This window comes from Rhizobium sp. R86522 (assembly GCF_042466255.1).
In the GTDB taxonomy this organism is placed as follows: domain Bacteria; phylum Pseudomonadota; class Alphaproteobacteria; order Rhizobiales; family Rhizobiaceae; genus Allorhizobium.
The window spans coordinates 1,845,445-1,858,055 of the sequence record NZ_JAXHBX010000001.1 but is presented as its reverse complement, the minus strand read 5'-3'; the positions used below and the strand labels follow the sequence as shown (position 1 = coordinate 1,858,055).

The window sequence follows — 12,611 nt, the reverse complement described above, 5'->3', positions numbered from 1 at the left end:
GCCGATCCGGGCCGGCCTTCCCATCGGCCGGCCCGTTTTTTTATGCCTAGATCAAGGCAGATCGGGCCGGCTCTTCGGCTCATGCATCGGGCAGCCGATCAAGGCGCTGCGCTTTGCCGCCGCCACCGGATAGACCTCCCTGCGGGCGCGCATGACATTGCCGAGGGGTCGATGCTGCTCGATGCCGCGCCATGGGCGGAAGGTCAGTCCGTCATCGACGGCACGCGAACGACCTTCCGACCAGCCCGTCTGCGGCGCAACACTGATGGTCGCGATCTCCAGATAGGGGCTGTCTTCCTCTGGCCAGACGACGGAAGCATCCTCGATCGGCTGTGTTTCGAGATTGCGACAGAGCTGTGCGCGCAAGGTCCATTCTCCGCCATCGCGCGCCATCACCTCGGCAACCGCTTCGCGCAGCACGTCGGGACCCTCGGATAGATCGATCCTTTCGTCGACCAGGCGCTTGAAGCTCTCGGACCGCGGCACGATGTCGAGCTTTGCCACATAGTCGCCGAAGCGCAAGGGAACCTGGGTGTAGTAGTGCTCGCCAAGTGGATGGGTCTCCGGATAGCCGCCCATCGCCTTCAACGCTCCGGCATCCGCGCCCATGGCTTCCAGTCCACGGACGATGGGTCTCAGGATCCAGCTGAGCGCACTCTTGGCCCATTCCACCCGATCGGTGGTGCGGGAAATGAGTTTCAGGTTTTTGGCAAAACCTGCGGCATCCGGTGCAGCAAAAGCCGGCGCGGAGGCAAAGAGGAAATCCTGCGTGAGATCGCCTTCGCTGCCTGGCAACCGCGTGCCCTCGACGTCGAAGAGCTTGATGGCGAAACCGCGCGGCAGTGAAACACTGTCGCGCAAGGGATCGCCAGGGATGGTGGATATGCGGATGATCGCCGGATAGGTCCGACCCGGTGCAGCGAAGATCCCCTGCCGCAGTTCGGCCGAAAGATCCGGATGGACGGTGATGGAGGCTTCGAGCAGGGCGTGGCTCTTGGCATGTACGCTGCGCTGCGCATGGCCAAGATCCTCGTGTGTCTTCTCTATGATGTAGAGCATGCTCTCCTTGATATCCTCGATCGCCTCCTTTTCGTCGGCGGAGGGACTTTCGAGGTCGGCATGGTAGCGGATTGGCGTGTTGGGCTGCATCAAGGGCTCCGTTCTCTGTAGACAAGCGAACGGAACGCAGCGTCAGTGACCCGGGTTCCCAAGAGGCCAAAGGCCGTTGCTTCAGCCCCGCCCGCTGCGATCAAGAGCATGGGTCGCGATGCGTCGCACACGAGGCCATGCCCGACCGTCGATCAGGGCGAGGCCGAGAAGGATGATCGCCATGCCTGTAAAATCCTCCGGATCAAGGCGTTCACCCAGAAAGACGGCGCCGAGCATGATGGCGCTGACTGGGATCAGGAAGGTCACCAGCATGATATTGGTGGCGCCGGCGCTCGCCAGAATGCGAAAGAAGATGACATAGGCAAGCGCAGTCGAGATGAGCGCGATGGCGATCACGGCGGCGATGGTGGCAGCACTTGGAGCCGGAAGGGTCCAAGGGTGATCGAAAGCCATGGCGAAGATCAGCATGACGACGCTCGACGCCGTGAGCTGGCCGCAGGCGGTAACCATCGGGCTGAGCCCCCAGAGCCGAAACCGACGGCCATACACGCCTGCGAAAGCATAGGAGAGAGCGGCGCAGAGGATGGCGATCTGTGCGAGCAGATCCTGTCCAAGATGGGACAGCGAAGATGGGCCGATCATCACGGCAACGCCGGCAAAGCCCACGATCACGCCTGAGAGGCGGTTGCCTGTCATCCTCTCGTCGCTCGTCAGCAGATGCGCCACAACCACGCCGAACAGGGGCGTCGTGGCATTCAGGATCGAGGCGAGGCCGCTTTCGATATGGGTCTGCGCCCAGACGATCAGGCTGAAAGGCAGGATGTTGTTGAGAAGCCCCATGCCGAGAAAGCCGAGCCAGATCTTCGGTGAAGTCGGCATGTGTTTTCCGGAGAGGCGCACCACGGCGTGCAGGGCAAGGGCAGCAAGACCAACGCGCGCTGCGACGATCGTGAGCGGCGGCAATTCGCGAACGGCAACACCGGTGAAGAAGAAGGATCCGCCCCAGATGACGGAAAGCAAGAGCAGCAGGCCCCATTCGGTGGCGGTCATGGAGGGGCGGGCGGTAGTCATGCTTGTCTCCGGCTGTCGGTCACTGCCGTGTCGGCGCGCTCGATCCGGCATTGATAGCAGTTATTGCGTGCCGATCGGACATGCAGATAGGCGATCCCTGGACTGGCGAGCAGTTCCTGCGCCCGCGCGATGATGGCCTCTGTCTGGACCACGCTACCGCTGCCGTAGACGATCCGGTCGTCCGCGCCATAGCCGCGCACGATGTAGTCGGGGCTTTCCAGCATCGGCGGCAGGACGTCGCTTGCTTCATAGCGCGGGCAGGCATCGGCATGCAGGAAGACCGGCCCGGTCTCGGCATAGGGCTGGAGCGTGGGAAAAGGCCGATAGGCGAGCGTCAGATAGGCCTCACCTTCGGCAATGTCGCCAAGGCAATGGCGGCAGGGATAACCGCCGGGGGAGATGCGACGCTCGGGCGTGAGCCCATAGGCGTCGGGGGCCCCCTGACGATAGGCTGCGGCCTGTTGCGAAGGTATGGCGAGAAAACGGAGATCGGACATCATGGAAGCCTCATGTCGACAGTTGAGATAGGCTAGCTTCTGTCACTGAGGCATCTGCGGCCACCCGATTCCTGCGTGCGTTCGTGCGGTCAGAAATGGTGCTTCTCTCTCGCCGCATCTCTGCTGTAGAGAATGGGCGAGGTATCAGGGGTTCGGGGTCTCTTATATGCTGTCGCTCAAGTCCGTCACAACAGTCATGCTGGCCTTCGCTGCAGCATGGCTTTTCCAGCCAACCACGCGTGTTCAGGCAGAAGATTTGACTGCCGAACAGGTGGAGGAAGGCCAGCAATTCGTCGTCAACAATGCCATCTTCATCCTCTTCCACGAGGCCGGCCACATGCTGGTCTCCGAGTTCAATCTGCCGGTGCTCGGACGCGAGGAGGACGCGGTCGATGCGCTCTCCTCTGTGCTATTGCTCGGCGCCGAGGACGAGGATCTCTACACGACCATGCAGGATGCCGCCGATGGCTGGTTCCTGCTCGATGAAGCCAATGAGGATGGTCCGCAGGAAGATGACTTCATGGGCACCCATGGCCTGGATCGCCAGCGTGCCTATTCGATCGTCTGCATGATGACCGGGGCGAATGCGGAGTTCTTTGATGAGTTTGCCGACTCGCTCGAATTTCCCGAGGATCGTCGCGAGGAATGCCTCTTCGAATACGAGAAGGCGCGCGACAGCTGGATGAGCCTGCTCGCTGCCAACATGAAGGAAGGCGCCAAGACCCGCTTCGACGTCCGCTACGAACCGGCGGGTGACGCGGACCTGCAGACTTTTGCCGATCTGCTGAAGAGCGCTGGCGCTCTGGAGACGATCGCCACCGTCTTCGGCGAGGGCTACAATCTGAAGGACGGCATCAAGATCACCGGCACGGCCTGTGGCGTTGAGAATGCCTTCTGGGATCCAGAGGCGCGCGAAATCACCTACTGCTACGAGATGGCCGCCTTCCATGCCGGTCTCATCGCCAACTGGTTCGAGAACCAGGGCTCGGAGGACACCTCGAGCGACGACGACGCGACCGGTTCCGGCGATGAGGCGACGTCCGTCAAGCTGAAGAGGAAGGAATGAGCGACGGCGGCGTCAGCCGTCGCGCTTGATGAGCGCCAACAGCTCCTGATCGGTCAGGGGATCGACCAGGGCGTCATAGGTGCCGACGGGCGAGAAGCCAAACTGCTGGTAGAGCTGCAGCGCGCGCGGATGGTCGAGCGAATTGGTGGTGACGGTGACTGTCTTCGGATTGCTCGCCCATGCGGCATAGAGACACTGGAGCAGGAACCACTTGCCGATGCCGAGCCCCAGCGCATGTTCGAAGAGGCCGAAATAGGAGAGCTCGACGAGATCGTCGCTTTCCTGCGAGAGCTCGTAGAAGCCGGCCGGCGCCCCGTTCACATAGAGAACTGAGATCGACACCTTCTCGGCATGGATGATCGCCTTCAACTGCTCGTCGGGCAAACGCAGGCGCTCATACCAGTGCCAGCGTGCACCAACCTGGCGGTGCAGGAAGCGGTAGAAGGAAAGCGGGATTTCATGCGTGCGCATGATTGCCGTCTGAATGTTGACCGGCACCGGAAGGCTGGATTTCGGCGGGGCCGTCATTTCGAGCCGCGTGACATGGGCGGTCAGCGGCCCCGACGTCTTCGAGCTGAGCGATGAAGCGTCGCCGGTGACGACAGGCGTATCGGTCTTCGAGCCCCATTCCGACCAGGAGCCGTCATAGAGCGAATTGTCGGTATGCCCCAGGCTTTCAAGCGCCAGCGTCACGACAGCTGCCGTCACACCTGAGCCGCAGGACGTCACCACCGGATTGTTGAGATCGATACCGGCACTGGTGAAGATCGAGCGCAGCGTGGCGAGATCCTTCAAGCGGCCGTTTTCCGACAGCGATGATGCAGGCACGCTGCGTGCCCCGGGGATATGGCCGGAGCGCATGCCTTCGCGGGGTTCGGGCTCTTCGCCGGTGAAGCGGCCGGCCGGACGGGCGTCGGCAATCTGCTTGTCGCCCTCGTCTGAAATCGCCGACATCTGGTCGAAGGAGGTGAGTCTCGAGCGGTCGAACTGCGCCTCGAAGGTAACAGGTGCCGGTTCCGGCAGGTCGGTTTCAAGCTTTCGCCCTTCCGCCTTCCAGCCATCGATGCCGCCTTCAAGCACGTAGACGCGCCGCGCGCCCATGACACGGAACATCCACCAGACACGCGGCGCCGAAAAGAAGCCGGGACCATCATAAACGACGATCGTATCCTCGGCGGAAATGCCGAGCTGGCCGACGGCCTGGGCAAAAAAGGAGGGCGAGGGCAGGGAATGGGGCAGGCCGGTGGTCGTGTCAGCAATCACGTCCTGATCAAAGAAGACCGCACCTGGAATGTGGCCGGAGGCATATTCCACGGCGCCGTTGCGGTTATGAGCCGGCAGATACCAGGAGGCATCGACGAGCTTGAAGCCGGGAGACCCGAGGTTCTTTTCCACCCAATCCGCCGAAACGACGAAACGGCTTCTTTCACCGGACATGCACTTCTCCCGTAAGTTCCTATGGCTTAGGTCTCCGGGGCTCCAAAGCGAATGCGGAACCGGCGGTTCTCCTTGCCCTTCTTTTCGATCTTGGCGATATGAATCGCACCGACCTCCTGGCTCTCGGAAACATGTGTGCCCCCGCAGGGCTGACTGTCAACGGCGGAATGCTCGCCGATACAGACCAAAGACACCCGACCAAGGCCGACGGGCGGGCGGACATTCTTCGACTTGACGATGCCGGGGTTGGCCGCGAGCTCCTCGTCGGTGATCCACTGGAGATAAACGGGGTGATTTTCGCCGACGAGCTTCATCAGGTCTGCCGTCACCTGGTCCTTGTCGATCGTCTCTGACATGTCGAAATCCACCCGGCTTTCCTCTTCGCCGACGGCCGCACCCGTGATCGGATAGGAGCAGACGACGGAGAGCAGGTGGCAGGCTGTGTGCATGCGCATCAGCTTGTAGCGGCGCGCCCAGTCGACATGCAGCACGAGCTTTTCGCCGACTGCGGGCAGAGGTTCGCCGTCGAGAGGGCGGTGCAAAATGATATCCTTGCTGGCGCCGTGGCGCGTCTCGGCAAGCTGGATGTGGCTGCCATCCTCCCGCTCCAGGAAACCGGTATCGCCCGGTTGCCCGCCGGATGCCGCATAGAAACAGGTCTGGTCGAGTTCGACCGCGCCGTCTTCATGCACGGCCGTGACCACCGCTTCCGCCGTCGAGAGATAGAAATCGTCGCGGTAGAGGGCGATGGTGGTCATGGCTATGCTTTCAATAACAATCAGGCAGTTTCGAAGGGCAGGTCGAAGGCGGGGCGCTTTTCCAGCCAGGCCGGAACCGGCAGGCCCTTCGAACGCAGGAAATCCGGGTTGTAGAGCTTCGACTGATAGCGGTTGCCGTAGTCGCAGAGGATCGTCACGATCGTGTGGCCGGGGCCGAGTTCGCGAGCCAGACGCATGGCACCCGCAATGTTGATGCCTGACGAGCCGCCGAGGCAGATGCCCTCGTTCTCGACGATGTCGAAGACAATGTCGAGCGCTTCGGAATCGGGGATCTGATAGGCGAAGTCAGGCGCAAAACCTTCGAGGTTCGCGGTGATGCGGCCCTGGCCAATGCCCTCGGTGATCGAGGAGCCCGAGGACTTGAGCTCACCGTTCTTGTAGTATTCGAAGAGGGCTGCCCCTTCCGGATCGGCAAGGCCGATCTTGACGGATGGTTTCATGTTGCGAAGGCCGATGCCGGTGCCGGTGAGCGTGCCGCCTGAGCCTACCGCGCAGATGAAGCCATCGACGGCGCCGCCGGTCTGCTCATAGATCTCTTTCGCCGTCGTCTCTATATGGGCGTCACGGTTGACGGTGTTGTCGAACTGGTTCGCCCAGATCGCACCGTTGGGCTCGCTCTTCGCTAGCTGGGCGGCGAGACGCCCCGAGATCTTCACATAGTTGTTCGGGTTCTTGTACGGCACTGCCGGCACTTCGACGAGTTCGGCGCCGAGCAGCTTCAGCGCATCCTTCTTTTCCTGGCTCTGGGTTTCCGGGATGACGATCACGGTGCGGTAGCCAAGCGCCTTGGCAACCAGCGTCAACCCGATGCCGGTATTGCCGGCCGTGCCCTCGACGATCACGCCGCCGGGGCGCAACAGCCCGCGCCGCTCGGCATCACGGATGATGAACAGCGCCGCGCGATCCTTGACCGACTGGCCGGGATTGAGGAATTCGGCCTTGCCGAGAATGGTGCAGCCGGTCGCCTGCGAGGCGCCTTTCAGCCGGATGAGGGGCGTATTGCCGATCGCCTCGAGCACGGAGGGGTGAAATGCCATGATGCCTGCCTTTTTTGTCTGACGCGGACACTAGAACCAAATGCGCGGGGAAGAAAACCGGTATGCCGCGCAATTTTGTCCTTCTGGGCAAGATTCTGCGGGGCAGCGGTCAGCGCGAAACGTGGACAGGTCTTTTCCGCCCGAGGGCAGGCAAAGGCAAGGAATGGCTTTTCGCGTGGCGGCGGAGAGAGGGAAAATGCGTTCGGGACTAGGATCTGAGGGCTTCCGGAAAATCACAGGCCACGCCAAGAGGCATGAAGTGCTTCAGATTGGCGGTAATCACTATCAGCCCGTAAGCCTTTGCTGTGGCGGCAATCAGGATGTCGGCGAACCCGGGATGCGCGCCGCTCGCGGTAGCGACATCGTCGAGCCCGCCGGCGATCCGGGCAACGATGGGGTCGACGGGCAAGATTCGGTCGCCGAAGGTTTCAGTGATCGTATCGAGCCAGTCGCTTAAGCGCTGCGACCGCTCGAAGCCGCCGCGACGATGCAATTTGCGCAGGCCCTTCTCGATCTCCGCCAGCGTGATGGCCGACACATAGAGGACTTCGCCTTCATTTCGAAACCACATACGCATCGCCTCGGATGGCGTCTGCTTCCGGTCGGGCGAAAAGAGCGAGATGATGTTGGTGTCGATGAGGAAGCCGCTACTCAAGCTCGACGTCCCGCATGGGGGATGGATTGCGGACTAGATCGGCGGGGCCGGGATAAGACATCAGGAACTCTCCGAAATTCGGTCTCGGCTTCGACATCGCCCGTTTCGCCGCCTCTCCGGCCTCGACGCTGACCAACATGGCGGCAGGCTTCCCGTGACGGGTAATCGTAACGAATTCGCCGTTGGCGGCATCATCCACGAGGCTGGCGAATCCGGCCTTGGCATCGGCAATACTCATGCTCGACATGTGGATCTCCTAAAATGACTATGTATAGTCATTTTAGCGGAGAGATGGATCAAGGTCCAGTGCGGGGGGCTGAGTTTGCTGGCCGTCGAACTGGCCACTAGGGTCCTTCCCAAAGTCGATCAGTAGTGATGGCGGCACTGCGCGATCAGGAGCCCGTCTTCCTTCGGACGATAGACGAGCCGATGCTCCTGATCGATCCGCCGCGACCACCAGCCGCGCAACTCGCCCCGCAGCGGCTCCGGTTTGCCGATGCCATGAAAGGGTGATCGGCTGCTGTCCTTGATCAATTGATTGACGCGCGCCAGCATCTTCGGATCGGTAGACTGCCAATACAGGTAGTCCTCCCAGGCGCGCGCATGGAAGATGAGCTTCACTCCGAGAGCTCGCGCGCCTCGCCCTTGCCTTCATCGAGGTCCCGCACCGCTTCAAGCAGGCGTTCGGCGTTGCGGGGGCTCTTTAGGAGATGCTGCGTTTCCTCATAGGACGCAAAATCCTCCACCGACATCAGAACGGCAGCAGGCTTGCCGCGATCACGGGTGATCAGCACGGGCGTCCGGTCCTCAGTCACGCTGTCGAGCAGAGAGGCCAGGTTCTTGCGCAGGTCGCTGTAGGAGGTCGTTCTCATTCCTTTGTTGTACTTGATCGCGTACAAGAAGCAACACTTGCTGTCTTTCTGCAGGGTGCCCCGTGATTTGCACAACTCGGCGTGGCCGCATCACTCCCCCCTCAACCCCTGAAACGCCGCCATCGCCGCATCCCTTGCCTTGCCGTGATCGACGATCGGCAGAGGATAGGTCTTGCCGAGGCTCACGCCTGCTTCCTTCAGCATCGCGAAGGGCGCCTCCGATGGCTTGTGGATGAACTTGTTCGACATGCCTCTCAGCTCCGGTACGAAGCGACGGATGTAAGCCCCTTCGGGATCGAATTTCTCGCCCTGGCTGGTGGGGTTGAAGATGCGGAAAAAGGGAGCGGCATCGGCGCCGGAGCCGGCGACCCATTGCCAGCTGGCTGCATTCGAGGCCGGGTCGGCATCGACAAGCGTGTCGCGGAACCAGCGTTCGCCTTCGCGCCAGTCGATCAAAAGGTCCTTGATCAGGAAGGAGGCGACAATCATGCGCACGCGGTTGTGCATGAAGCCCGTCTGCCAGAGCTGGCGCATGCCGGCATCGACGATCGGGTAGCCGGTTTGGCCGCGCTGCCACTTTTCGAGCAGATCCGGCGCGTCGCGCCAGGGGAAGACGTCGAACTTGGCGTTCCAGTTTTTGGTCGCGAGATCGGGAAAATGGAAGAGCAGATGATAGGAAAAATCGCGCCAGACAAGCTCCTTGCGGAAGTGGATATAGTCCTCACTCGAATAGGCGTCCGGCAGCCCGCGCGTTGCGTGCCAGACGGACGCGGGCGAAATTTCGCCCAGCGCTAAGTGCGGCGAGAGCATCGAGACATGCGCTTCACCGGGAAAATCGCGGCGGGTGCGATAGCCCTTGAGGCCGGATGCGATGAAAGCGGCGAGGCGCTTGCTTGCGCCGTCTTCGCCGGGCTGCCATTCGCTTTCAAAGCCTTTCGCCCAGTTCGGCCTGGTCGGCAGCAGGTTCCAGTCCGAAAGCGTCTCGCTCTTCGGCCAATGCTCAGGTGCGGTGAGCGACTTCGGGGCAGGGATCGGCTCGGGCGGCTCGCCGGACCCGTCCAGCGCCTTCCAGAAGGGCGTATAGACGCGAAAATGGCCGCCGGCGCCGGTCTTGAGCTTGGTCGGCTCGTGCAGGATCTGGCCGGCAAAGGTGCGCACGTCGATGCCATCAGCGATCAGTTTTGCCTTCAACGCCTTGTCGACAGCAATGCCTGAGGGATCATAACGACAATTCCAGAAGACGGCCGAAGCGCCGGTTTCTGTGATGAGATCGGCGAGCACGGCGTCTGCGGCGCCGCTGCGCAGGATCAGATTGGAGCCGAGCCTTGCCAGCGATTCCCCGAAGGCTTCGAGCGAGTGATGCAGCCACCAGGCTTGCGCCGCGCCGAGCGGTCCGGTGCCGGCGTGCTCTGGCTCCCTTATATAAAGAGGTACGATGCGAAACCCCTCATCCGCCGCGGTTGCGAGCGCGGCGTGGTCGGAGATCCGGAGATCCTTGCGGAACCAGAGGATGAGCGTCTTGGCGGATTGCGGCATGCGTTGTTCTTCTTCGTTGGCTTTCAAAGCCATACGAAGGGTTACCGCGACAAGATCACGCCGCTGTCACGAATCTCACACTCTGGCATGCGCCTGCATGCCGGTTTGTCAGGCGGCGGAGCGTGCAGGGATGCGCCGGGCCTGTTCGGCCCGAAGCATGGCCATGATTTCCTGGGCGTTTTCGCGGACATAGAGGCGATGCAGCTTTTCGGCGACCGGGGCGGTGGTCAGCAGGCAGGTATAGCCTTCCCGCCCGTACCAGCGGAAATCCACCACATTGTCCATGTTGACGTAGAAGGGAAAGCCGTCCCCATCGTGAAGCTCAAGCCACATCGGCCGTCCTCCTTGCATTCTTTTCCGTACGAGGAGGGAAATAGCAGCGAAAGGTGAAGAGGGGGTTTCGGAACCATTGCCGGAAAGTCCACATTAGATTTTGTGGGCCGGCAACGAGCATTGAATCAAAAAGCCCGCTGCCTTTGTGAGGCGCGGGCTTTGAAATTAGATGGCTCCCCGGGCCGGATTCGAACCGGCGACCTGTCGATTAACAGTCGAATGCTCTACCGCTGAGCTACCAGGGAACAGCCGCTTGCCGCGGTGTGAGCGGGGTAATACTGATGCTCGCTCCGTTTGCCAAGCGGTTTTTCAAAAAAAATGTCATCGTCTTGTTTTTATTTGTGGGCTCACCATCTGGAGGGCCGTGGGAAGGGGGCCCAAAACCGCTGAAACGCAGGGAGTCTCGTGAATGCCAGAACGTCGGTATCGGCTCGACCAACAGCGAGGGCGCCTTGTCCTCGGCAGGCTCGAGATCCCCGTTCCGCGCTCCAAGGCCGGTCGAATCGTGACGGGAACGGCACTCGTCGGCGGTGGCTTTCTGGGCTTCCTGCCGATCTTGGGCTTCTGGATGGTGCCGCTTGGCCTGATCGTTCTCTCGCATGACCTGCCGGCCGTTCGACGCCGTCGTCGGCGTTTGACCGTCTGGTGGAGTCGCCGCAAGGACGCGTCACGCCCCGGCAGCGGGAGCTGACGCCCACAACGCGGCACATGTCATAGTGAAATGACCTGATGGTTCCAACCCGATACCTTGGGCGGACTCAATCGGGGATACCGAACGCGGCGCTCGCCGTCTGGTTCCCGGAAAGGTCATACGACATGAACATATTAATCCAGGCGGAGAGTTCCTTGATTCTGACGCCAAGAGATTTTCACATTATCGATCACGCGATGCGGGCGGCCGAACCGGCACAGCCCGCTTATTCCGATGACGGCCATCGCGAAGCGGTGGGCAAGGCGGTGATCCGGCTTTATACATCGGGCATGACCGATCCCGGACGCCTGGCCGAAGCCGCCAGCACCATGGCCGCAACACGCCTGCTTGATCGTCGTCGCTGGCGAGAGGACTCTTAAGGAAAATCGGGCGGGGAAGGGCGCCTTCGGGCATCCACAGGAGCGCCGCGAAATTTGATGAATTTCCCCTTGCGCTCACTCTCGATCCGTTCTAAATGCCGCCCACCACACGCACTTTTCTACTCGGATGGCCTCGTGGCGGAGTGGTGACGCAGAGGACTGCAAATCCTTGTACCCCGGTTCAATTCCGGGCGAGGCCTCCATCCGAACTCTCTCCATAGATACAATCGACCTTATCCCGGCGGCATCGGTGATGTCGTCTTTGCGCGTTCCGCAAGAGCGACTGCGTCACTTCGCGACCGCGATATTCTGGTGTGCGAGAAGAAGACCGGCTTGAAAGCGCCTCGCCCTGCAATTAAAGACACGGGTGGAATAAGCCGCTATGGCCGGTCGACACGGGGCGCGAATGAAATGATGGATTACGTAGCAGCACGCACCAAGATGGTGGACAACCAGATCAGGACGACGGACGTCACGTCCCATTCCGTGCTGACCGCCTTCCTTACGGTGCCGCGCGAAGCCTTCGTTGCAGCCGAGCTGAAGCCGCTCGCCTATATCGACGAGGATATGCAGGTGGCTCCCGCCGCCAATGGCAATCCGGCTCGCTACATCATGGAGCCGTCGCCGCTCGCCAAGCTTCTGCAGCTGGCCGCCATCACCAAGGATGACCTGGTGCTCGAGATCGGCTGTGGTGCAGGTTACGCCGCAGCACTTCTGTCGCTGCTCGCCGGTTCCGTCGTGGCGACCGAGAGTGACGAGGCGCTTGTGGCCCGGTCGACCGAAACGCTCTCCGAACTCGGTTATGACAATGTCGCCGTGGTCTCCGCCAAGCTGGAGGACGGCTATGCCGCCGAAGCACCCTATGACGTGATCTTCGTCAACGGTGCCGTCGAGGAGCTGTCGGAAACCCTGCTGGCGCAGCTGCGCGAGGGTGGTCGTCTTGTCGCCGTCGTCGGTTATGGCAATGCGGCCCGCGCCCGCCTCTATGTCAAGAACGGCGGCATCACCTCCCACACCGAATATTTCAATGCCGCCGTGAAGCCGTTGCCCGGTTTCCGTAAGGCAGCCGAATTCGTCTTCTGAAGCTCGACGTTCAACGAGTGCATTTGAGGCCCGCCACGTGCGGGCCTTTTCGTTGGTGCGCAAC

At 61.4% G+C, this 12,611-nt stretch carries 16 protein-coding genes and 2 tRNA genes; 5 read left to right on the top strand and 13 right to left on the bottom strand.

Annotated features, from left to right (window positions below):
- Positions 1 to 51: 51 nt before the first annotated feature.
- The 3 genes from SJY08_RS08905 to SJY08_RS08895 form a co-directional block, all read right to left on the bottom strand.
- Positions 52 to 1,149 carry a catalase family protein gene (locus SJY08_RS08905; RefSeq protein ID WP_377275356.1) on the bottom strand — a complete coding sequence of 366 codons (1,098 nt, stop codon included), beginning with the start codon at positions 1,147 to 1,149 and terminating at the stop codon, positions 52 to 54.
- A gap of 81 nt (positions 1,150 to 1,230) precedes the next feature.
- The gene (locus tag SJY08_RS08900; RefSeq protein WP_377275355.1) at positions 1,231 to 2,181 is read right to left on the bottom strand and encodes a DMT family transporter; all 951 of its coding nucleotides are present in this window, start codon (positions 2,179 to 2,181) and stop codon (positions 1,231 to 1,233) included.
- Positions 2,178 to 2,678 (bottom strand): DUF1203 domain-containing protein, encoded by a 501-nt coding sequence (locus tag SJY08_RS08895; RefSeq protein ID WP_377278527.1) that lies wholly within the window; start codon positions 2,676 to 2,678, stop codon positions 2,178 to 2,180. Before SJY08_RS08895 ends, SJY08_RS08900 begins: the two co-directional genes overlap by 4 nt.
- A gap of 166 nt (positions 2,679 to 2,844) precedes the next feature.
- Between SJY08_RS08895 and SJY08_RS08890 the strand changes: the two genes are divergently transcribed.
- The gene (locus tag SJY08_RS08890; RefSeq protein ID WP_377275354.1) at positions 2,845 to 3,744 is read left to right on the top strand and encodes a DUF4344 domain-containing metallopeptidase; all 900 of its coding nucleotides are present in this window, start codon (positions 2,845 to 2,847) and stop codon (positions 3,742 to 3,744) included.
- Positions 3,745 to 3,756: 12 nt separating this feature from the next.
- On the opposite strand, the gene sseA is transcribed toward SJY08_RS08890, so the two are convergent.
- The 10 genes from sseA to SJY08_RS08840 form a co-directional block, all read right to left on the bottom strand.
- Complete coding sequence (gene sseA / locus SJY08_RS08885) at positions 3,757 to 5,181, bottom strand: 3-mercaptopyruvate sulfurtransferase (protein ID WP_069041539.1); 1,425 nt, start codon at positions 5,179 to 5,181, stop codon at positions 3,757 to 3,759.
- Positions 5,182 to 5,207: 26 nt separating this feature from the next.
- Positions 5,208 to 5,939 (bottom strand): alanyl-tRNA editing protein, encoded by a 732-nt coding sequence (locus tag SJY08_RS08880; RefSeq protein WP_377275353.1) that lies wholly within the window; start codon positions 5,937 to 5,939, stop codon positions 5,208 to 5,210.
- Between the two features lie 20 nt (positions 5,940 to 5,959).
- The gene (locus tag SJY08_RS08875) at positions 5,960 to 6,997 is read right to left on the bottom strand and encodes a cysteine synthase A (protein ID WP_377275351.1); all 1,038 of its coding nucleotides are present in this window, start codon (positions 6,995 to 6,997) and stop codon (positions 5,960 to 5,962) included.
- 208 nt (positions 6,998 to 7,205) lie between these two features.
- Positions 7,206 to 7,652 (bottom strand): type II toxin-antitoxin system VapC family toxin, encoded by a 447-nt coding sequence (locus SJY08_RS08870; protein ID WP_377275350.1) that lies wholly within the window; start codon positions 7,650 to 7,652, stop codon positions 7,206 to 7,208.
- A complete protein-coding gene (locus tag SJY08_RS08865) occupies positions 7,645 to 7,899 on the bottom strand; it encodes a type II toxin-antitoxin system Phd/YefM family antitoxin (protein ID WP_377275348.1) in 255 nt (84 codons plus the stop codon). The genes SJY08_RS08870 and SJY08_RS08865 overlap by 8 nt, the downstream gene beginning before the upstream one ends.
- 119 nt (positions 7,900 to 8,018) lie before the next feature.
- Positions 8,019 to 8,273 (bottom strand): Txe/YoeB family addiction module toxin, encoded by a 255-nt coding sequence (locus SJY08_RS08860; RefSeq protein WP_377275347.1) that lies wholly within the window; start codon positions 8,271 to 8,273, stop codon positions 8,019 to 8,021.
- The gene (locus SJY08_RS08855) at positions 8,270 to 8,524 is read right to left on the bottom strand and encodes a type II toxin-antitoxin system Phd/YefM family antitoxin (protein ID WP_054150137.1); all 255 of its coding nucleotides are present in this window, start codon (positions 8,522 to 8,524) and stop codon (positions 8,270 to 8,272) included. The genes SJY08_RS08860 and SJY08_RS08855 overlap by 4 nt, the downstream gene beginning before the upstream one ends.
- 90 nt (positions 8,525 to 8,614) lie before the next feature.
- Complete coding sequence (locus tag SJY08_RS08850) at positions 8,615 to 10,060, bottom strand: cryptochrome/photolyase family protein (RefSeq protein ID WP_377275346.1); 1,446 nt, start codon at positions 10,058 to 10,060, stop codon at positions 8,615 to 8,617.
- 108 nt (positions 10,061 to 10,168) lie between these two features.
- Positions 10,169 to 10,393, bottom strand: a complete 225-nt coding sequence (locus tag SJY08_RS08845) for a hypothetical protein (protein WP_377275345.1) — start codon at positions 10,391 to 10,393, stop codon at positions 10,169 to 10,171.
- A 170-nt stretch (positions 10,394 to 10,563) separates the two neighbouring features.
- Positions 10,564 to 10,638 (bottom strand) — tRNA-Asn (locus SJY08_RS08840).
- Positions 10,639 to 10,802: 164 nt separating this feature from the next.
- Here SJY08_RS08840 and SJY08_RS08835 point away from each other — a divergent pair.
- From SJY08_RS08835 to SJY08_RS08820, 4 genes are all read left to right on the top strand, one after another.
- Positions 10,803 to 11,084, top strand: coding sequence for a hypothetical protein (locus SJY08_RS08835; RefSeq protein ID WP_069041534.1), 282 nt, complete (start codon positions 10,803 to 10,805; stop codon positions 11,082 to 11,084).
- Positions 11,085 to 11,239: 155 nt separating this feature from the next.
- Positions 11,240 to 11,464, top strand: a complete 225-nt coding sequence (locus tag SJY08_RS08830; RefSeq protein WP_150127398.1) for a hypothetical protein — start codon at positions 11,240 to 11,242, stop codon at positions 11,462 to 11,464.
- A gap of 129 nt (positions 11,465 to 11,593) precedes the next feature.
- Positions 11,594 to 11,667 (top strand) — tRNA-Cys (locus SJY08_RS08825).
- A gap of 208 nt (positions 11,668 to 11,875) precedes the next feature.
- Positions 11,876 to 12,547 (top strand): protein-L-isoaspartate O-methyltransferase, encoded by a 672-nt coding sequence (locus SJY08_RS08820; RefSeq protein ID WP_377275344.1) that lies wholly within the window; start codon positions 11,876 to 11,878, stop codon positions 12,545 to 12,547.
- The last annotated feature ends 64 nt before the right edge of the window (positions 12,548 to 12,611 follow it).

What these genes read in the sequence shown, in the direction of transcription:
- SJY08_RS08850 (WP_377275346.1), bottom strand. Translation starts at nt 10,060, where the DNA reads ATGCCGCAATCCGCCAAGACGCTCATCCTCTGGTTCCGCAAGGATCTC.
- SJY08_RS08855 (WP_054150137.1), bottom strand. Translation starts at nt 8,524, where the DNA reads ATGAGAACGACCTCCTACAGCGACCTGCGCAAGAACCTGGCCTCTCTG.
- SJY08_RS08880 (WP_377275353.1), bottom strand. Translation starts at nt 5,939, where the DNA reads ATGACCACCATCGCCCTCTACCGCGACGATTTCTATCTCTCGACGGCG.
- SJY08_RS08865 (WP_377275348.1), bottom strand. Translation starts at nt 7,899, where the DNA reads ATGTCGAGCATGAGTATTGCCGATGCCAAGGCCGGATTCGCCAGCCTC.
- SJY08_RS08895 (WP_377278527.1), bottom strand. Translation starts at nt 2,678, where the DNA reads ATGTCCGATCTCCGTTTTCTCGCCATACCTTCGCAACAGGCCGCAGCC.
- SJY08_RS08900 (WP_377275355.1), bottom strand. Translation starts at nt 2,181, where the DNA reads ATGACTACCGCCCGCCCCTCCATGACCGCCACCGAATGGGGCCTGCTG.
- SJY08_RS08845 (WP_377275345.1), bottom strand. Translation starts at nt 10,393, where the DNA reads ATGTGGCTTGAGCTTCACGATGGGGACGGCTTTCCCTTCTACGTCAAC.
- sseA (WP_069041539.1), bottom strand. Translation starts at nt 5,181, where the DNA reads ATGTCCGGTGAAAGAAGCCGTTTCGTCGTTTCGGCGGATTGGGTGGAA.
- SJY08_RS08875 (WP_377275351.1), bottom strand. Translation starts at nt 6,997, where the DNA reads ATGGCATTTCACCCCTCCGTGCTCGAGGCGATCGGCAATACGCCCCTC.
- SJY08_RS08905 (WP_377275356.1), bottom strand. Translation starts at nt 1,149, where the DNA reads ATGCAGCCCAACACGCCAATCCGCTACCATGCCGACCTCGAAAGTCCC.
- SJY08_RS08820 (WP_377275344.1), top strand. Translation starts at nt 11,876, where the DNA reads ATGATGGATTACGTAGCAGCACGCACCAAGATGGTGGACAACCAGATC.
- SJY08_RS08835 (WP_069041534.1), top strand. Translation starts at nt 10,803, where the DNA reads ATGCCAGAACGTCGGTATCGGCTCGACCAACAGCGAGGGCGCCTTGTC.
- SJY08_RS08890 (WP_377275354.1), top strand. Translation starts at nt 2,845, where the DNA reads ATGCTGTCGCTCAAGTCCGTCACAACAGTCATGCTGGCCTTCGCTGCA.